The 17,457-nt window shown below is 64.8% G+C and carries 16 protein-coding genes; 7 read left to right on the top strand and 9 right to left on the bottom strand.

Features of this window, described 5'->3' with window-relative positions:
* Positions 1-49 precede the first annotated feature (49 nt).
* The 7 genes from pncA to P0645_RS12270 all read left to right on the top strand — a co-directional run bounded on the left by pncA (position 50) and on the right by P0645_RS12270 (position 7,886).
* A complete protein-coding gene (gene pncA / locus P0645_RS12240; protein ID WP_284164874.1) occupies positions 50-658 on the top strand; it encodes a bifunctional nicotinamidase/pyrazinamidase in 609 nt (202 codons plus the stop codon).
* Position 659: 1 nt separating this feature from the next.
* The gene (gene pncB, locus P0645_RS12245; RefSeq protein ID WP_284164875.1) at positions 660-1,952 is read left to right on the top strand and encodes a nicotinate phosphoribosyltransferase; all 1,293 of its coding nucleotides are present in this window, start codon (positions 660-662) and stop codon (positions 1,950-1,952) included.
* A gap of 68 nt (positions 1,953-2,020) precedes the next feature.
* Positions 2,021-2,872, top strand: a complete 852-nt coding sequence (locus P0645_RS12250; RefSeq protein ID WP_284164876.1) for a flagellar motor protein MotB — start codon at positions 2,021-2,023, stop codon at positions 2,870-2,872.
* A gap of 94 nt (positions 2,873-2,966) precedes the next feature.
* Positions 2,967-4,274: a flagellar hook protein FlgE gene (locus P0645_RS12255; RefSeq protein WP_284164877.1), complete on the top strand. Its 1,308-nt coding sequence runs from the start codon at positions 2,967-2,969 to the stop codon at positions 4,272-4,274.
* Between the two features lie 43 nt (positions 4,275-4,317).
* Positions 4,318-5,772 carry a flagellar hook-associated protein FlgK gene (flgK, locus tag P0645_RS12260; protein ID WP_284164878.1) on the top strand — a complete coding sequence of 485 codons (1,455 nt, stop codon included), beginning with the start codon at positions 4,318-4,320 and terminating at the stop codon, positions 5,770-5,772.
* A 3-nt stretch (positions 5,773-5,775) separates the two neighbouring features.
* Positions 5,776-6,792, top strand: coding sequence for a flagellin (locus P0645_RS12265; RefSeq protein ID WP_284164879.1), 1,017 nt, complete (start codon positions 5,776-5,778; stop codon positions 6,790-6,792).
* Positions 6,789-7,886, top strand: a complete 1,098-nt coding sequence (locus P0645_RS12270; RefSeq protein ID WP_284164880.1) for a flagellar basal body P-ring protein FlgI — start codon at positions 6,789-6,791, stop codon at positions 7,884-7,886. The genes P0645_RS12265 and P0645_RS12270 overlap by 4 nt, the downstream gene beginning before the upstream one ends.
* A 141-nt stretch (positions 7,887-8,027) precedes the next feature.
* Here P0645_RS12270 and P0645_RS12275 read toward each other — a convergent pair whose 3' ends face one another.
* From P0645_RS12275 to P0645_RS12315, 9 genes are read right to left on the bottom strand one after another with little or no spacing between them, the layout of a single operon-like run.
* Entirely contained in the window at positions 8,028-8,813 is a 786-nt protein-coding gene (locus tag P0645_RS12275; RefSeq protein ID WP_284164881.1) for a methyltransferase domain-containing protein, read from the bottom strand.
* A 24-nt stretch (positions 8,814-8,837) separates the two neighbouring features.
* Positions 8,838-9,731, bottom strand: coding sequence for a dimethylsulfonioproprionate lyase family protein (locus P0645_RS12280; protein WP_284164882.1), 894 nt, complete (start codon positions 9,729-9,731; stop codon positions 8,838-8,840).
* A gap of 4 nt (positions 9,732-9,735) precedes the next feature.
* Positions 9,736-10,587 (bottom strand): ABC transporter permease subunit, encoded by an 852-nt coding sequence (locus P0645_RS12285; protein ID WP_284164883.1) that lies wholly within the window; start codon positions 10,585-10,587, stop codon positions 9,736-9,738.
* The gene (locus P0645_RS12290) at positions 10,584-11,549 is read right to left on the bottom strand and encodes an ABC transporter permease (protein WP_284164884.1); all 966 of its coding nucleotides are present in this window, start codon (positions 11,547-11,549) and stop codon (positions 10,584-10,586) included. The genes P0645_RS12285 and P0645_RS12290 overlap by 4 nt, the downstream gene beginning before the upstream one ends.
* A gap of 10 nt (positions 11,550-11,559) precedes the next feature.
* The gene (locus tag P0645_RS12295) at positions 11,560-12,699 is read right to left on the bottom strand and encodes an ABC transporter ATP-binding protein (RefSeq protein WP_284164885.1); all 1,140 of its coding nucleotides are present in this window, start codon (positions 12,697-12,699) and stop codon (positions 11,560-11,562) included.
* A gap of 15 nt (positions 12,700-12,714) precedes the next feature.
* Complete coding sequence (locus tag P0645_RS12300; RefSeq protein WP_284164886.1) at positions 12,715-13,818, bottom strand: polyamine ABC transporter substrate-binding protein; 1,104 nt, start codon at positions 13,816-13,818, stop codon at positions 12,715-12,717.
* Positions 13,819-13,872: 54 nt separating this feature from the next.
* Complete coding sequence (locus P0645_RS12305; protein WP_284164887.1) at positions 13,873-15,096, bottom strand: aromatic ring-hydroxylating oxygenase subunit alpha; 1,224 nt, start codon at positions 15,094-15,096, stop codon at positions 13,873-13,875.
* Positions 15,093-16,235, bottom strand: coding sequence for an aromatic ring-hydroxylating oxygenase subunit alpha (locus tag P0645_RS12310; protein WP_284164888.1), 1,143 nt, complete (start codon positions 16,233-16,235; stop codon positions 15,093-15,095). The genes P0645_RS12305 and P0645_RS12310 overlap by 4 nt, the downstream gene beginning before the upstream one ends.
* A gap of 11 nt (positions 16,236-16,246) precedes the next feature.
* Positions 16,247-17,443 carry an aminomethyl transferase family protein gene (locus P0645_RS12315; RefSeq protein WP_284164889.1) on the bottom strand — a complete coding sequence of 399 codons (1,197 nt, stop codon included), beginning with the start codon at positions 17,441-17,443 and terminating at the stop codon, positions 16,247-16,249.
* Positions 17,444-17,457: the final 14 nt, after the last annotated feature.

Here is a 17,457-nt window from a genome sequence, read left to right on the forward strand (position 1 = left end):
ACCGCACCCTCGCCGCTCCTTACCCATGGGCGGGACACGGAGGTAAGCCATGCGCCCAGAGACCCATGCCCTGATCGTCATCGACGTGCAGAACGATTTCTGCCCGGGCGGCGCGCTTGCGGTTACCGATGGCGATGCGATCATACCGCGCGTGAACGCGCTGATGGACGAATTCACGGTCAGGGTCCTGACCCAGGACTGGCACCCGGCCGACCATTCCTCCTTCGCCGCAAACCACCCCGGCGCCCAGCCCTTCAGCGTCACCGAGATGCCCTACGGGGCCCAGGTCCTCTGGCCCGTCCACTGCGTGCAGGGCACCGAAGGCGCCGCTTTCCACAAGGGCTTGCGCACCGATCCGGCCGATCTGGTGATCCGCAAGGGCTTCCGCGCCGCCATCGACAGCTACTCGGCCTTCTTCGAGAATGACCATAGAACGCCGACGGGCCTTGAGGGCTATCTGAAGACCCGCGGCGTGAGCGATCTCACGCTCGTCGGCCTCGCCACCGACTTCTGCGTCGCCTATTCGGCCATCGACGCGGCTGCCCTTGGCTTCAAGGTCACGGTTCTCGAAGGCGCCTGCCGGGCGATCGACCTCAACGGCTCGCTGGCGCAGGCGCGCGACAAGATGCGCGCGGCGGGCGTGCGGCTGGATGGCTGACATGGTCGATATCGCCACCCGCGTCCATAATCACAACTGGAAGATCGACCCGATCGTCCGGTCACTTCTCGACGACGATTTCTACAAGCTGCTGATGTGCCAGTCGATTTTCCGCAACCGCCCGGACACGACCGTCACTTTCAGCCTGATCAACCGGTCGTCCAAGGTGCGCCTTGCCGAACTGATCGACGAGGGCGAGCTGCGGGAGCAACTTGATCATGTGCGGTCCCTGTCGCTCAGCCGCGGCGAAAGCACCTGGCTGCGCGGCAACACTTTCTACGGCAAGCGCCAGATGTTCCGCTCCGATTTCATGGAATGGTTCGAGGGGCTGCGGTTGCCTGCCTATCACTTGGAAAAGCGCGACGGCCAGTACGAGCTGACCTTCGAAGGCCGCTGGCCCGAAGTGATGATGTGGGAAATCCCCGCGCTTGCCGTGCTGATGGAGTTGCGCTCCCGCGCCGTCCTGCAGGAAATGGGCAAGTTCGAACTGCAGGTTCTCTATGCCCGCGCGATGGCGCGGCTGTGGGAAAAGATCGAACGGCTGAAGAAGATCGAAGGCCTGCGCATCGCCGATTTCGGCACGCGCAGGCGGCATTCCTTCCTCTGGCAGGACTGGTGCGTGCAGGCGATGATCGAGGGGCTTGGCCCTGCCTTCATCGGCACGTCCAACTGCCGCATCGCCATGCGCCGCGACATCGAGGCGATCGGGACGAACGCGCATGAACTGCCCATGGTCTATTCCGCGCTCGCCGACAGCGACGAGGAACTGCGGCAGGCGCCCTACCGGGTGCTGGCCGACTGGCACGAGGAGCATGACGGCAACCTGCGTATCATCCTGCCCGACACCTACGGCACTGCGGGGTTCCTCAAACGCGCGCCCGACTGGCTGGCGCAATGGACCGGCATCCGCATCGATTCCGGCGACCCTGCGGCGGGCGCCGAGACCGCCATCGCCTGGTGGAAGGAACGCGGCGAGGATCCGCGCGAGAAACTGGTGATCTTCTCCGACGGGCTCGATGTCGAGAAGATCGAGGAACTGCACGCCCGCTTTAAGGGCCGCGTCAAGGTCAGCTTCGGCTGGGGCACGCTTCTGACCAACGATTTCCGCGGACTGGCGCGCGCCGACGGCCTCGCGCCCTTCAGCCTCGTCTGCAAGGCGGTCGCCGCGAACGGGCGACCGACCGTCAAGCTTTCCGACAATCCCAACAAGGCGATGGGGCCGCAGGATCAGGTCGCGCGCTATATGCGGGTCTTCGAGGTCGGCGCGCAACAGGCAAGCGAAGTGGTCGTCTGACCCTCATTAGCCCTCCGTTAAGCCGCCTCTGATAGGACGGTTCCCGGGTGAAAGATCAGGGTGGTGGAATGGCCAGGCAGTCGAATGCCGCGCCGGTCATCATCAAACGCAAGAAGGTCAGCGGCGGAGACGGGCACCATGGCGGCGCCTGGAAAGTCGCTTACGCGGACTTCGTGACCGCGATGATGGCCTTCTTCATGTTGATGTGGCTGCTGAACGCGACGACCGAGAAACAGCGCAAGGGCATTGCGGACTATTTCAGCCCGACCATTCCCCTGTCGCGCATCTCGGGCGGCGGCGATGGATCGTTCGGCGGCGAAAGCGTCTTTTCCGAAGATCAGATCGCCCAGAACGGCACCGGCGCCTCCAGCCTGAAACCGACGACAGAGGATCAGGCGCTTGGCCAGACCGGGACCGAATCCCTTGAAGATCCGCCCGACAAGGGCAAGTTCGACGAGGAGGTACGCAAGATCGAAGAGGCGCTGATGGGGATCGGCGGCGAAAGCATGGTCAGCGACGAGGTGATGCGCCATATCACCACCCGCGTCACCGACGAAGGCCTGATCATCGAGTTCTTCGATGTAGAGAACGACCCCTTGTTCGAGGAGGGCACCGCCATCCCCCGCCCCGTCGTGACCGAACTGGCAGGCGTCCTGAACCGCGTCTTCGGCCTTGTGACCAACCAGGTGGCGATCAACGGCCATATCCGCGCCCAGCCCGCCGTCCTGAAGAACAACCCGGCCTGGGACCTGTCGGCCAAACGCGCGATGCAGATGCGCAAGCTGATCGAGGCAACGGGTTTCGCGCCTGCCCGCATCCAGCGCGTCACCGGCTTTGCCGACCGCAAGCCCGCGCTGAAGAACCCGCTCGCCATCCGCAACAGCAGGTTAGAGATCATCCTCCTGCGCAAAGGCAAGTAAGAACCAAGGATTTTATCCGTTAGGGCGATGTTAAGCCGCCGTGCTGCACCTTGGCCGCAATCGACGGACCGAGCAGCAGAAAGGCGGCAATCCGATGTCCATCTCCTCCTCCCTCAACGCAGGGGTGGCCGGGCTCAGCGCGAACGCGACCCGGCTTGCGACCATTTCCGACAATATCGCCAACTCCGGCACCTATGGCTACAAGCGCGTCACGACCGATTTCGAGAATTTCGTGATCAATCAGGCGCGCGGTTCCGGCGTCTACTCGGCGGGCGGCGTGCGCGCCTCGACCTCGCGCCTCATCGACGAACACGGGCCGCTTGTCGGCACCGGCAATGCGCTCGATATCGCGGTCGCGGGGCGCGGCATGCTGCCGGTGACGACGGCGGTCTCGCTGAACGCCACCACCGGCGAGCGGCCGCTGATGATGACCACGACCGGCGCCTTCCGCCCCGACGCCGACGGCATTCTGAGGACGGAATCGGGCCTTGTCCTACTCGGCTGGCCCGCCAATGCCGACGGCTCGATCCCGATCCTGCCACGCGACACGATTGCGGGGCTCCAGCCCGTGGTGATCAACGCCAACCAGACGGCGGGCGACCCCACGACCTCGATGAACCTCGGCCTGAACCTGCCCGCGACCGAAACGGAAGCCGGGCGATCGGGCAGCACGCTGCCGCTTTCCATCGAATATTTCGGCAATCTCGGCACGTCCGAGACGCTCGATATCTCCTTCACCCCGACGATCCCGGGGACCGGGTCATCGAATACATGGACGATGGTCATACGCGATTCCGCCCAGGGCGGCGCCGTCATCGGAGACTACACGCTGGTCTTTGACAGCACCCGTGCCAATGGCGGCACTCTGGCCTCCGTCACGGTGAATGCGGGCGGTGCCTACAACGCCACCACGGGCAATCTCGACCTGACCGTCGCCGGCGGCCCGATCACCATGCATATCGGCAGCCTGGGCGACGCCAACGGCCTGACGCAGCTTTCCGACAGTTTCGCGCCGACCTCGATCACCAAGGACGGCTCGCCGGTGGGTAACCTCACCGCGGTCGAGGTCGATGACAACGGCTATATCACCGCGACCTATGACACGGGCTTCACCCGCCGCATCTACCAGATCCCGGTCGTCGATGTGCCGAACCCCAACGGGCTCATCTCGCTCAACAACCAGACCTTCCAGGTCTCGCCGGATTCCGGTTCCTTCTTCCTGTGGAACGCGGGCGACGGGCCGACCGGGCCGATCCAGGGCTATGCGCGCGAAGGGTCGGCGACCGATGTGGCGGCGGAACTGACGGCGCTGATCCAGACCCAGCGCGCCTATTCCTCGAACGCCAAGGTGATCCAGACCGTCGACGAGATGCTGCAGGAAACCACCAACATCAAACGCTGACCCTGAACCAGGGCGGGGCTGATCCCGCGCGGAAAGGCTTAAAATGGGCCTGACAACCACACTCGCCAACGCCCTCTCGGGCCTCAACGCCGCCTCGCGCGGCGCTGACGTCGTGTCGCAGAACATCTCGAACGCCCGCACCCCCGGCTATGCGCGGCGCGAACTGAACCTCTCGGCGCTCTCGCTCGGCGGTCAGGGCGCGGGCGTCTGGATCGACGGCGTGAGCCGCTCGCTCAACCAGTCGCTCCTGACCGACCGGCGTCTGGCCGACGCCGATGTCGCGGCGGCGGGCACGCGCACATCCTTCCTGACCGCCGCCGAACAGGCGCTTGGCCAGCCCGGCGATGCCGGATCGCTCGGCGGGCTCTATGCCGCCTTCGACGCGGCCCTTGTGCAGGCGGCAAGCCGCCCGGATTCGCAGGCGCGCCTGCAGGCGGTCGTCGATGCGGCAAACGATCTCGCCACAAAATTCAACGGCCTCACCGACATGCTGCAACAGGCGCGGATGGATGCCGACGATGCGATCGCCACGCAGGTGGACGAGCTGAACAAGCTTCTGATCCAGACCGATGAGTTGAACGCCGACATCCTCGCCGCCCGCGCCTCGGGGCGCGACGCGACGGCGCTGATGGATCAGCGGCAGGGCCTCGTCGACCGGATCTCGCAGATTGTTCCGGTGCGCGAGGTCGCGCGCGACCACGACCAGATCGCGCTCTACACCACCGGCGGCGCCATCCTGTTGGAGGGCAACCCCGCTACTGTCGGCTTTTCGCCAGTTGGCGTCATCACCGCCGACATGACGCTCGCCTCCAGCGCGCTCTCCGGCCTGAGCGTCAACGGTCAGCCGGTACCGTCGGGCCCGACCGGCGTCCTGGGCGGCGGCTCGCTCGGCGCTCAGTTCTCGGTCCGCGACGAGCTTGCGCCGGAAATCCAGATGCAGATCGACGCGCTCGCCCGCGACCTGATGGAACGGTTCGAGGCGCCGGGCGTCGACCCGACCCTCGCGCCGGGCCAGCCCGGGCTTTTCACCGACGCGGGCCTGCCCTTCGATCCCCTGATCGAGGAGGGCCTCGCCGGGCGTATCCGCCTCAACACGCTTGTCGATCCGTCGCAGGGCGGCGCGCTCTGGCATCTGCGCGACGGGCTCGGCGCCGTTGCCCCCGGTCAGGTTGGCGATGCCACGCTTCTCAACAGCCTGCGCGACGCATTCGCGGCCCCGCGCATCCCCGCCTCCGGCCCCTTCATCGGTGCCGGGCGCTCGGCCGGCGGGCTCGCGGCCGACGTCCTGTCGCAGGTCGCGAGCAACCGCCAGAACGCGGAAGCGCGAGAGGCCTACACGACCGCGCGCCAGACGAGCCTCACCGACCTGCAGCTGAAGGACGGCGTCGATACCGACGCCGAACTGCAGAACCTTTTGCTGATCGAGCAGGCCTTTTCCGCCAATGCCCGCGTGATCCAGACCGTCGACGACCTCATCAACAAACTGATCGGACTCTGATCCATGACCAGCATCAGCCAGGGCGACATGGCGCAGGCCTTCCTGCTTCGCCGCCAGAATACCGATCTGAAGACCGCGCTGAACCGGCTGACCTACGAGATGAGCTCGGGCAGGCAGCAGGATCTGTCGAAGGCGGTGGGTGGCGATTTCAAGGTGCTCGCCGGCATCGAGCACAGCCTCTCGGTGCTTGCCTCGTTCCGCACGGCGGCAAGCGAGGCGGGCACATTGACCGAAAGCCTGCAGAGCGCCTTCGAAACCGTACAAACCATCACCACCGACCTTGCCCCCTCGCTCAACGCCGCCGGAACCACCGGCGGCGCCACCCATATCGCCACCGCCGCCTACGATGCCCGCCAGAAACTGTTCTCGGCGGTCTCCGCCCTCAACGTCCGGGTCGGCGACCGTTATGCCCTGTCGGGCACCGCGACCGACCAGAGGCCGATCCTCGGCGCGCAGGAGATCCTCGACGAGCTGGCGATTGCCATCACCGGCCAGGTGACGGCGACCGGCGTGATCGGCGCCGTCGATGCCTGGTTCGACGCCCCCCCGGGCGGTGGCGGCTATGTCGATACGATCTACGGCGGGTCCGCCACGCCGCTGCAGCCCTTCCGGATCGGCGAGGGCGAAGAGGCGAGCCTCACGCTGACCGCCACCGACGACACATTGCGCGACACGCTGAAAGGCCTCGCGCTGGCCGCCATCATCGAGGAAGGGGCGCTGCCGGGCGATCTGGTGGGCCAGGGGGTCCTGATGAAGACCGCCGGGCAAAGGCTGATGGGCTCGGGCGGTGATCTTGCCACGCTCCGCGCCAACCTCGGCGCGGTCGAGGCGCAGATCGCCAGCGTCTCGACCAGGAACGAGAGCGAGGCCTCGGCGCTTGAACTCGCACGCAACCGCATCGTCGCCGCCGACCCTTACGAGACGGCGAACGAACTGCAGGCGGTGCAAACCCAGCTTGAAACGCTTTACGCCATCACCGCGCGGCTCTCGCGCCTGACGCTTACGGATTACCTCAGATGAGATATCTTCTCGCCTGCCTGATCGCACTTTGGGCGGCAGGTGCCGCCGCCGGGCCGATCCGCATCAAGGACCTCGTCGAATTCGACGGGGTGCGCGGCAACGATCTGGTGGGCTACGGGCTTGTCGTGGGCCTCAACGGCACCGGCGACGGCATCCGGAACGCGCCCTTCACCGAAGAGATCATGTCGAACCTCCTTGAACGGCTGGGCGTGAACGTCACGGGCGAGACCTTCCGGCCGAAGAACGTGGCCGCCGTCTTCGTCACCGCGACCTTGCCGCCCTTCGCCCGCGCGGGCAGCCAGATCGATGTGACGGTTTCGGCCATAGGCGACGCGAAAAGCCTGCTTGGCGGCACCCTGGTGATGACGCCCCTGAACGCTGCCGATGGCGAGATCTATGCTGTGGCGCAAGGCACGATCATCGCGGGCGGCGTTTCGGCCGAGGGTGAGGCGGCGAGCGTGACCCAGGGCGTGCCCACCGCGGGCACCATCCCCTCGGGCGCGCGGGTCGAACGCGAGATCGCCTTCGACCTGCGCAGCCTCGATACGGTGCGGCTGGCGCTGCGCACGCCCGATTTCACCACCGCGGCGCGGATCGAAGAGGCGATCAATCAGGAATTCCGCAAGCCGGTCGCGCTGATGACCGATCCGGGGACGGTGGCGCTGTCGATCACCGCCACCGGCGTCCGCTCGCCAGCGCATGTGCTGGGCAAGATCGAGAATATCGTGGTCGAGCCCGAACAGCGCGCGCGCGTGGTGATCGACCAGCGCTCGGGCACGATCGTGATGGGGCAGGATGTGCGGATCAGCCGGGTCGCGGTCAGCCAGGGCAACCTGACGCTCAGGGTCGAGGAGGCGCCGAACGCCGTGCAGCCTAATCCCTTCGCCGAAGGCGAAACCGTGGTCGTGCCGCGCACCTCGGCCTCGATCACCGAGGAGCCGGGGATCGGCATGGCCGAGATCCGCGATGGCGCCTCGCTGTCGGAAGTGGTGGCGGGGCTGAACGCGCTCGGCGTCTCGCCGCGCGACATGATCGACATATTGAAAAGCATCAATGCCGCAGGGGCCCTGCATGCGGAATTCGTGGTGCAGTAGGGTCAGCGGCAAGCCCGGATGCGTGAACCCGCCCGCCCCGGATCGGGACCCGCGCACTATCCGCATGACCGACGGCGGGGGAGGCCCCGGCTCAGGGCCGGGGCGGGACTGCTCACATTGATCACGGCGGCTCGCAACCGATCACTCCGGCTTGCGTGCCCTCAGATGCGAGGGGCAATGTTCGCCGCTGTCCAGAACCGGGATCATCCGCGACCAGATGCCGATATTCTCGTCGACGAAATCCTGTCCGACGACCCGGGCAGCTTCAGCCCCCACCTCGCCTTGCAGACGCGCAAGCTCTGTCCGCGCCACCTGCCGGTACCAGTCGTTGCGGCTTGTCACCGAAACCTCGGCAAAGCCCGCATCCGCCATCGCGTCGCGATAGCGCGCGGGCGAGGCCATACCGAAATCGAGCCCCTCGGCGGCGATGTAGGCCGCCATCGCCGCTGAGGGCGGCCCCTCCCGGCCGATCAGCCAGTCAGACGCCATGAACCAGCCGCCGGGTTTCAGGACCCGGAAGACCTCGCTCATCAGAGCGTGCTTGTCAGGGATATGGACGATGGAATCCTTGGAAAAGACCACGTCAAACGTACCGGGCGGAAAGGGCAAGGGGCCGGGCGCCACCTTGACGCAGCCGATCCGGTCCTCAAGCCCCGCTGCCGCGACCAGCGACCGGGCGCGGGCCAGAACGCTGTCCTCGACATCGATCCCCGTCACATAGCCCGCGCCATGGCGCTGCACGAGCGCAAGGTCGATCCCCCCTGCCCCGCAACCGATATCGAGAACGGAGAGCCCGGCGATATCGGCGCCTTCAAGCACCCGCGCCACCTCGTCCCGTCCGCCCGGTGACAGGAACCCTTCGCCCCAGATCGCCTCGAGCATACCGATCATGCGCGCGTGATAGAGTTCCCCGCCTTCGGCATCCATTGCTTCCGCCTCCCCATCCAACCCCTACCCGGCCGCACCTATCCTGAGTGCCTCCAGCTCCGGCCAGTCACCGGAGGCAAGAACCTTTGCGGGGTCACCGACATCGCGGGTCCAGACGAACAGGCAGAGGAACGGCTCAGGCCCGACCTTGGTCAGATGCGGGCGGAAAGGCTCGTTCCAGACCGGCCGGTGGGCGGGCAGGATCGTCAGCGGCCGGTCCACCCCGAACCGCCAGCCATGCGGGCCGGTCAGCGGCGCGTAAAGCTCTGGCGCCTTGTGGCAATGGTCGCGGTAAAGCACATGCGGCGCGATCAGGAAAAGCCCCATGTCCCAATCCTTGGCCGAAACCGGCGACGCTTCTCCGACAATCGAGGCATAGGCGTGCCCCTGCATGAAATCCGCGCCGATCCGGTCGGGATCGTAGAGGTCGTAGGTTATCCACTCGAGGTGCGGCGCGGCCGCGGCGATCGCCGCGGCGAGGCCGGGAAAATCGGCGGAAACCGAGGCGAGCGCCGGGGCCAGCCAACGGCCCACAACCTCATTCGCCGGTCCGGGCCGGGCGCGGGGCACACCCTCGCGCCAGAGGGCAAGGCCGTGGCGCACCTCCGCGAGCCCCGGGCCGTCGAGACCCGCAAGATAATGGTCGGCCTCGACAATCAGGCGCCGGATTGCCAAGGCGCCGTCTGACATGCCCGAAACCGGAACCTCGCCCTGAAGCCCACGCACCTTCAGCAGTTCCGCCGGATCCTCGCCATCCCGCGCCGAGCAGATGCGGTAGATCTCCAGCGCGCCGTCCGACAAAAGGCCCCGCCGGTTGAAATGCATCGCGGCCGCATAGCGACGACGACCCGACCCGGGCTCGCCCAAGGCAGCTGTCAGATGCAGAAACTGCCGCTGATCCTCTTCCGCGTCGCTCATTTTCTCACTCGTTTGCCCGGTAGGCCATCTGCGCATCGAGATCGCGCCGCCGCTCCGCCCGGCTCAGAACAACGCCGGCGATGATCACGCCAAGGCCCACGACACAGACGGTGATCGTGGCGAGCGCGTTGATATCCGGCGTCACGCCGAGCTTGACCTTCGACCAGATGAGGATCGGCAGGGTCGTCGACCCGGGACCGGTGGTGAAGCTGGTGATCACGACATCGTCGAGCGAGATGGTGAAGGCCAGAAGCCAGCCCGACAGGATGGCGGGAGAAATGATCGGCAGGGTGATGTCCTTCATCACCTGCCATGGCCGCGAGCCGAGGTCCATCGCCGCCTCCTCGACCGCGATATCGGCGTCGCGCAGCCGCGACTGGATGATCGCGGTGACGAACGTCAGCGAGAAGGTGATATGGGCGATGGTGATGGTGGTGAAGCCGCGCTGGGTCTTCCAGCCGAATGCGGCCTCCAGAAGATTGGAAATCAGGATGAAGAAGATCAGCGTCGAGATGCCGGTGATGACCTCTGGCATGATCAGGGGCGCGGTCACCAGACCGGAAAAGAAGGTCCGGCCGCGAAAGCGCTTGAAACGGGCAAGGGCAATGCCCGCCATCGTGCCGAGGATCGTGGCCACCGTCGCACTCGTCAACGCAATCCGGACCGAAAGCCAGGCCGCCTCCAGCACCTGATCGTTCGAGAAGAGCTTGGCATACCATTTGGTGGAAAAGCCGCCCCAGACCGTGGCGAGCCGCGCATTGTTGAACGAAAAGACGATCATGGAGAGGATCGGCACATAGAAGAAGGCGAAGCCGAAGGCGAGGACCGACATCAGGAAGACCGGGCGGCGGTTCATGGTTCCATGGCCTTCTTTTCCTGCGCCTTCGCCTCGAAATGCGAATAGAGCATCATCGGTCCGACCATGAGGAAGAGGAGCGCGACCGACACGGCCGAGGCCATCGGCCAGTCCCGCGCGGAGGAGAATTCGTCAGAGATCACCCGCCCGATCATCGGCTGCGAGGGGTTACCGACGAGGCCCGGAATGATCAGCTCGCCGCAGGCCGGGATGAACACGAGCATCGCCCCCGCAATGATCCCCGGGATCGACAGCGGCAGGGTCACGTCCAGGAAGACCCGGAAGGGGCGGGAGCCGAGATCCATCGCGGCCTCGTCAAGTGTCAGGTCGAGCTTTTCGAGGTTGGCGTAGAGCGGCAGGATCATGAAGGGCAGGTAGGAATAGACGGTCACCAGCACCACCGCGAAATTGGTGTGCATCATCTGGATCGACCGGATCGCCCAGTCGTCGGGAACGAGGCCATTGTAGATCGAGGTCAGAAGCCGGTTGAACCAGCTGTTGGTGCCCATGAGCCCCATCCAGGCATAGACCCTGAGCAGGAACGAGGTCCAGAAGGGCAGGATCACAAGCATCAGCAGGATATTGCGCGCCGACCGCGACACACGCGTCAGGCCAAGCGCCATCGGATAACCGATGAGGAGGCACAGAAGCGTCGCAAGGGCCGCGTTCCGGATCGAGATCAGGAAGGCACGGCGATAGAGGTCGTCCTCGAACAGCCGGGCGAAATTCTCGAAATTGAGGAAGCTGTCATGCACCCCGAAGGAAAAGGGCGGCGAGGTGGGCGTGCGAGAGGCAAAGCTCATCGCCGTCACGATCATGAAAGGCAGAAGAAAGAAGATCGTCAGCCAGACATAGGGCGTGGCGATCGTCAGGTCGGCCCAGCCGCGCCGGTTGAACCAGCGCGCCAGGCCCGACCCGCGGCGAGCGGCGGGGGCGGCATCGGCTTCGGCAGTATCGGTCATGCGTTTCCCCTCAGCCGGTCAGAAGGATGGCGGCGGTCGGATCGAAGCACAGCCAGACCTCATCCTCCCAGGTGGCAACCCGCTCCGCCTCTGCAGCGCGCCGGGCATTGGCGGAATGGGCAGAGAGGACCGCACCGGACGGTAGCCGCACCTTGTAAAGCGAATCCTTGCCGAAATAGCCGACATCGCTGACCACCCCCCGCACCGCATTCCCGGCGGCCGGCCGCTCGCGGCTGATCGCCAGCTTCTCGGGCCGGACGGCGAGCGTCAGCGCCTGCCCGGGCGCAAGCCCCGGCACCGCGCGGGCGGTCATACGGCCACCGAATGAAGGAACCTCGACCTCCGCCAGATCGCCCGAGATCGAGGCAACGGTTGCTTCAGCGAAATTGATCGAGCCGATGAAGCCCGCGACGAACCGGTTGGTCGGATATTCATATATCTCGGTCGGCGAGCCGACCTGCCTGACCTCGCCCTTGTCCATCACCGCCATCCGGTCCGACAGGATCATCGCCTCTTCCTGATCGTGGGTGACAACGATGAAGGTCGTGCCGGTCTTGTGCTGGATATCCATCAGCTCGAACTGGGTATGTTCGCGCAGCTTCTTGTCGAGCGCGGCGAGCGGCTCGTCCAGAAGCAGAAGCTTCGGCTGCCGCGCCAGGGCGCGGGCCAGCGCCACGCGCTGCCGCTGGCCGCCGGAAATCTGGTGTGGCTTGCGGTGGGCGAACTGCGAAAGCTGCACCAGTTCCAGCATCTCGCGCACCCGGTCCTTGCGCTCCGCATCGCTCATCCGTTCGTGCTTCAGCCCGTAGCCCACGTTCTTTTCCACGCTCATATGCGGGAAAAGCGCGTAGCTCTGGAACATCATGTTCACCGGCCGGTCGTAAGCGGGCACGCCGGTCATGTCCTGCCCGTCGATGAAGATACGGCCCTTCGTCGGGTCCTCGAACCCGGCAAGCATCCGCAGAAGCGTGGTCTTGCCGCAGCCCGATCCGCCGAGAAGGGCGAATATCTCGCCCTTCCGGATTTCAAGCGACACGTTCTCGACAGCGCGGAACGTGCCGAAATATTTGGAAACCCCGTCGATCCGGATGAAAGGCGCCGGATCGGCGGCACTGGTGCGGACAGGTTCCGCTGGCGCAGTTGCCCGCATGATCGCAGCCGCCCCTCAGCCCGTCTTGATCGCCGCCCAGGCCCGCGTGATGGCGCGGTCCTGATCCTCGCTGAAGGGCTTCGGTGCCCATAGGCGCGATTTCACCGTCTCGTCAGGATAGACGGCCGGGTCGTCCTTCACCCAATCCTCGACGAATTCGAGCGCGGGCAGGTTCGCGTTGGCGTAGCCGGTATAATTGGTACAGGCCGCGATCACTTCGGGCTGCATCAGGAAATCGAGGAACTTGTAGGCATTCTCGACATTCGGCGCGTCCGAGGGGATGGCCATGCAATCGACCCAGATCGGCGCCCCCGACTTCGGCACGAAATAGCCAAGGTTCATCTCGATCCCGGCTTCCGCCGCGCGCGAGGCCGCGACGCTGTAGTCGCCCGACCAGTTGTTGATCGCGCAGAGTTCGCCGTTCGGGATGGAGTTGAGATAGTTGGAATTGTCGAAGGTGCGGATATAGGGCCGGATCGGTTTGAACGCCTCGATCACCTTGTCATAGTCGGCCAGATCGGTCGTGTTGCCATCGAGCCCGAGATAGGTCAGTACCATCAGCATGATGTCGGTCGGGCTGTCGAGGATCGAGATGCCGCAATCGGCCAGCTTCTCGGCATTCTCGGGCTTGAAGATCGTATCCATGCTTTCCAGATCGGCATCCGGCAGCCGTTCCTTCACCATGTCGAGATTGTAGGTAATGCCGACCGAGCCCCACATGTAGGGCATGCCATGCAGGTTACCCGGATCCCAGCCTTCGAGGATCTTCAGGATCGCCGGATCGAGGTTCTTCCAGTTCGGCAGCTTCGACTTGTCAAGCTCGCGGTAGATCCCCGCAGCGATCGCGCGCGGCATGTCGAGACCGGCATGGTCGACCACGTCATAGCCGGTCGACCCCGCCATCATCTTGGCCTGCGCCTCCTCGGGCGAGGAATAGGTGTCATAGACGACGCCGATCCCGGTTGCGGCCTCGAAATCCTCCAGGGTCGTCTCGCCGATGTAATCGGACCAGTTATAGACGTTCACGGTGCCTGCCTGCGCCCAGGACGGCCGGACATAGGGCATGGCAAGCGTGGCACCAAGGGCGGCGAAAGTCTGACGGCGGTTCAGTCTGATCATGGTCATCCCCGTTGGTTTATGCGCCGCGCCATGACGTACGCGGCATTGGTTGGTTTAGTTTGACTGCGATTCGGTCGTCGTTAGAAGCAAATTCTCGTTGATATTGGCCAGCTGATCTTCGGCGGGCGGCTCCGGCAACCGCGTCACTGGCAGGATCCTGCGGAACCCGTCGTGATAGACACGGACGCCATATTCAAGGTCGGAAAGGTGGAAATCCTCGAAGGCCGTCGATTTCATCGATTCGTTCGACCAGATCGCAAGCTGTTGATCTTCCTTTGAAGTTTCCCGATCGATCCGATAGGCAAGATAGCGCGCGATCCGCATTTCGCGTGTCTCGTCAGCGCGGCGGTACATCCGCCCGGTCAGCCGTGTCTTGCCGGGGCTGAGGGGGATATCCTGATAGAATTGTGCGCCTTCAGGCGTAAAGGCGATGACTGCATTCGGGAAGAGCCCGTAATAGGTCCAGGCCTTGCGCAACCGTTCAGGCAGCCAGTCCTGCTCCGGCGCGAGACCGACATAGGCCTTGACCGACCAGAGCCGCCCCGGCTGATCGCCGAATTCCGCGTAGGAACTGACAAGGTTGCCCGGATGCACCCGGTCGACATAGCTGCGGCCATAAAGGTCCTGCAGTGCCGGATGCGCCATCGGCACGTGATAGCCCTCGTTGTCGACGTCGCGCACCGACTTCCAGTTGACGGGCAACTCGCTGTCCCAGAAGGCCGCGTCGGCGGGCAAAAGCTCATCTGCGCGATAGGCCGCGAAGTCGGCCTCGTAGGGCGCGAGCCAGTCGGCCACCGACGGCTGCGGGCCGGGATGGAAGCGCAGGAAGATGAAGCCGTGCCAAATCTCCATCTCGACCGGCTTCAGGCCGAACTGGCTGCGATCCATGTCGCCGAAGGTTTCAGGCCGCGCGGCACCGCGGAGCGTGCCGTCGAGATTATAGACCCAGCCGTGGAAGGGGCAGACCATCGCGCCCTTGCAATGGCCCGACGCGCCATCCACCACCCGCGCGCCGCGATGGCGGCAGAGGTTGTGGAAGGCGCGCACCACCCCGTCCCGGCCGCGCATGATCACGGCGCGTTCACCGAGAAGATCGAAGGTTATCCAGTCGCCCGGCGCGGGCAGATCGCCGACATGGCCCGCAAGTTGCCAATGGGTCAGGAACAGGTCGGATCGCTCCAGCTCGAACAAGGCCCTGGAATGGTAGGTCCAGCCCGGCAATCCCCGCCGGTCCCAATCCTTGGGAATGTTCAGTGTTCCGGGTGCGATCTGGTTCATGCCCCCTCCTCTTTCATCTGGTCGAGTACCCATTGATGGAAATCGCGGATCGCATATTCCTCGGGCATCAGCCGCCCGCGGTCGTAGGCAGGCGAGCGCAGGCCGCGCTGGTTCAGCTCCGCCACCTCGCAATCCTGCGCCATCACGATCTTTGCAAACGCCGCGACCTCTGCCGCATCGAACCCCGGCTGATCCAGCGTTTCCTGCGAAAAATACCATTCAGCGGTCAGGCGCGTCGTCTCCGGCCCGGTGGGCTCGAGGAAAACCGCGCGAACGTAATCGACATGGGCGACGACGAACATCGTGGGATAGACCGTCACGAAATTATAGCCGTTCTGCCGTTCTTCCGGCGTCAGGTCCGGAAACGCCGGCCCGCAGGCCTTGCCCGAAGCGGTCCAGGTCGCGGCACCTTCCTTCAAGGGCGAGCGGAGCGGTTCTTCCGGCGTCCAGTCGGGTCTTTCATTGTCGCCCATGATCCCAGTGCCGTAGATCGGCACCATGTCGCACAGTTCGGGATGAACGCCCGGGCAATGCAGGCATTCGTTGTAATTCTCCCAGAAAACCTTCCAGTTGCAGGCAAGGTCCTTCACCATCCGATGACCGGTGACAAGGTCATCCATCGGCCAGTTCTTCAGGTAGTCGCGGCCCATGTCCGGCGCGATCTCGCCAGGCGCCTCAGAGAGATTTACGAACACGAACCCGGCCCAGAGCTTCACCGCGACCTTGAGAAGTCCGTGATCCTCCTTCCGGAAATCGTCGCTTGGATGGGCATGGCCGGTCGCGACCAGCCGCCCGTCCTTCGCCGCATAGGCAAAGGCGTGATAGCGGCAGGTCACAAGCTTGCCCATCGGTTGCTCGTCATGGCTGCAGAGCTCCGCCCCGCGATGACGGCAGACATTGTGGAAGGCCGACAGCGCACCGTCGGGCGCACGGCACAGAATGACGCTCGCGCTGCCGACCTGCAGCCGCTTCATCGTCCCGGGCTTCAGATCGTTCAGGCGCCCCGCCACTACCCAGTTCCGCGCCCAGATCGTGCGCTGTTCGCGCGCATACCAGTCGGGGTCGTGGTAGGCGCGGGCAGGCAGTGTCGTGGGGCAGTGGTCCATGATCGGCGAGGCGGGATGATGGTGCAGGCTCATGTCAATGCTCCTCAGAAAAGCCCGGGCGGCGTCGCGGTGCGACGCGCGGGCTTGAAGAACGGCCGCTCGCAGATCCGCGCCTTCAGCATCAGCTTCACATATTGAAGCTCTCGCATCGCATAGATTTCAACCCAGAGATTTCCCGACTTTTCAGCATGATAGGGCCGCTTCACATGGGCCAGCGCGATATTGCGCTTCACCGTCGGCGACCAACAGGCGGCCGTGATCTGGCCTACCTCATGCTTCTTGTCATGGTAGATGATCGCATGTTCGGCCGAGACATTGCCCTCGATGTCGAGCCCGACGAAGGCCCATTCCGAACCTTTCTCGCGCTCAGCCAAGAGCGCCCGGCGGCCGTTGAAATGGCCCTTCTCCCAGTCGATCATCCAGTCGAGCGACATGTCGAAGGGCGAGCGCACGCGATCCTCGCGCACGGCCTGATGGGCGGGGATGAAATCGAGGTTTGTGATGATGAACCCGGCCTCGGTCCGCGCCATGTCAAGCGCAGCCGACCCTATCGGGCGGATGCCGTAAAGCGCGCCCGCCTCGAACAGGCGGTCCCAGAGTGCCAGCGCACGGTCGGGCGAGGTCCAGAGTTCGTAGCCGAGATCGCCGGTGAAGCCGGTGCGGGAGATCATCAGCTCGCCCCCGTCGACGGGGAAAGTGGCAATTCGGAAGGGTTTCAGCGTCTCTACATCGAAACCCGCGGCCTTCAGAACGGCATAGGAACAAGGCCCCTGCAGAGACAAGGCGGCGATCTCTTCCGTCACCTCCTCGATGGTCACATCGAAGCCATGCGCGCTGTCGAGAAGCCAGGGCAGGTGCCGTTCCTGACAGCAGATGCGATAGTCATCGTCCGCCAGCCGGAACAGCGTGCCGTCATCGACGATCTTGCCCGCATCATCGCACCAGATCGTGTAATGCACTGATCCAACTTGCAATTTCGCGACATTGCGAACGGTCAGCCGGTTCAGATAGGCCGCCGCCTCGCGCCCCCGGACCCGGTATTTCACCATCGGGCAGAGGTCGTAGACCGTCGCCGCATTGCGGATCGCCGAATGTTCCATCGCCAGGTCCTCGAATTCGAGAACCGTGCTGTAGCCGCCCCAGGGAACCCAGGCGTTCAGCCGGTTCGCGGCGGAGGTGCGGGGGTGGAAGGGGGTTTCCAGAAGCGGGGCCTGGAAATGCAGGCGGGGGTCGGGTTTCATTGCGGTCTTCGCCC

Origin of the sequence: Frigidibacter sp. SD6-1 (assembly GCF_030143255.1) — a bacterium.
In the GTDB taxonomy this organism is placed as follows: domain Bacteria; phylum Pseudomonadota; class Alphaproteobacteria; order Rhodobacterales; family Rhodobacteraceae; genus TMP-24.

What these genes read in the sequence shown, in the direction of transcription:
- pncA (WP_284164874.1), top strand. Translation starts at nt 50, where the DNA reads ATGCGCCCAGAGACCCATGCCCTGATCGTCATCGACGTGCAGAACGAT.
- P0645_RS12295 (WP_284164885.1), bottom strand. Translation starts at nt 12,699, where the DNA reads ATGCGGGCAACTGCGCCAGCGGAACCTGTCCGCACCAGTGCCGCCGAT.
- P0645_RS12285 (WP_284164883.1), bottom strand. Translation starts at nt 10,587, where the DNA reads ATGAACCGCCGCCCGGTCTTCCTGATGTCGGTCCTCGCCTTCGGCTTC.
- P0645_RS12255 (WP_284164877.1), top strand. Translation starts at nt 2,967, where the DNA reads ATGTCCATCTCCTCCTCCCTCAACGCAGGGGTGGCCGGGCTCAGCGCG.
- P0645_RS12315 (WP_284164889.1), bottom strand. Translation starts at nt 17,443, where the DNA reads ATGAAACCCGACCCCCGCCTGCATTTCCAGGCCCCGCTTCTGGAAACC.
- P0645_RS12250 (WP_284164876.1), top strand. Translation starts at nt 2,021, where the DNA reads ATGGCCAGGCAGTCGAATGCCGCGCCGGTCATCATCAAACGCAAGAAG.
- pncB (WP_284164875.1), top strand. Translation starts at nt 660, where the DNA reads ATGGTCGATATCGCCACCCGCGTCCATAATCACAACTGGAAGATCGAC.
- flgK (WP_284164878.1), top strand. Translation starts at nt 4,318, where the DNA reads ATGGGCCTGACAACCACACTCGCCAACGCCCTCTCGGGCCTCAACGCC.
- P0645_RS12270 (WP_284164880.1), top strand. Translation starts at nt 6,789, where the DNA reads ATGAGATATCTTCTCGCCTGCCTGATCGCACTTTGGGCGGCAGGTGCC.
- P0645_RS12300 (WP_284164886.1), bottom strand. Translation starts at nt 13,818, where the DNA reads ATGATCAGACTGAACCGCCGTCAGACTTTCGCCGCCCTTGGTGCCACG.
- P0645_RS12305 (WP_284164887.1), bottom strand. Translation starts at nt 15,096, where the DNA reads ATGAACCAGATCGCACCCGGAACACTGAACATTCCCAAGGATTGGGAC.
- P0645_RS12280 (WP_284164882.1), bottom strand. Translation starts at nt 9,731, where the DNA reads ATGAGCGACGCGGAAGAGGATCAGCGGCAGTTTCTGCATCTGACAGCT.
- P0645_RS12265 (WP_284164879.1), top strand. Translation starts at nt 5,776, where the DNA reads ATGACCAGCATCAGCCAGGGCGACATGGCGCAGGCCTTCCTGCTTCGC.
- P0645_RS12290 (WP_284164884.1), bottom strand. Translation starts at nt 11,549, where the DNA reads ATGACCGATACTGCCGAAGCCGATGCCGCCCCCGCCGCTCGCCGCGGG.
- P0645_RS12275 (WP_284164881.1), bottom strand. Translation starts at nt 8,813, where the DNA reads ATGGATGCCGAAGGCGGGGAACTCTATCACGCGCGCATGATCGGTATG.
- P0645_RS12310 (WP_284164888.1), bottom strand. Translation starts at nt 16,235, where the DNA reads ATGAGCCTGCACCATCATCCCGCCTCGCCGATCATGGACCACTGCCCC.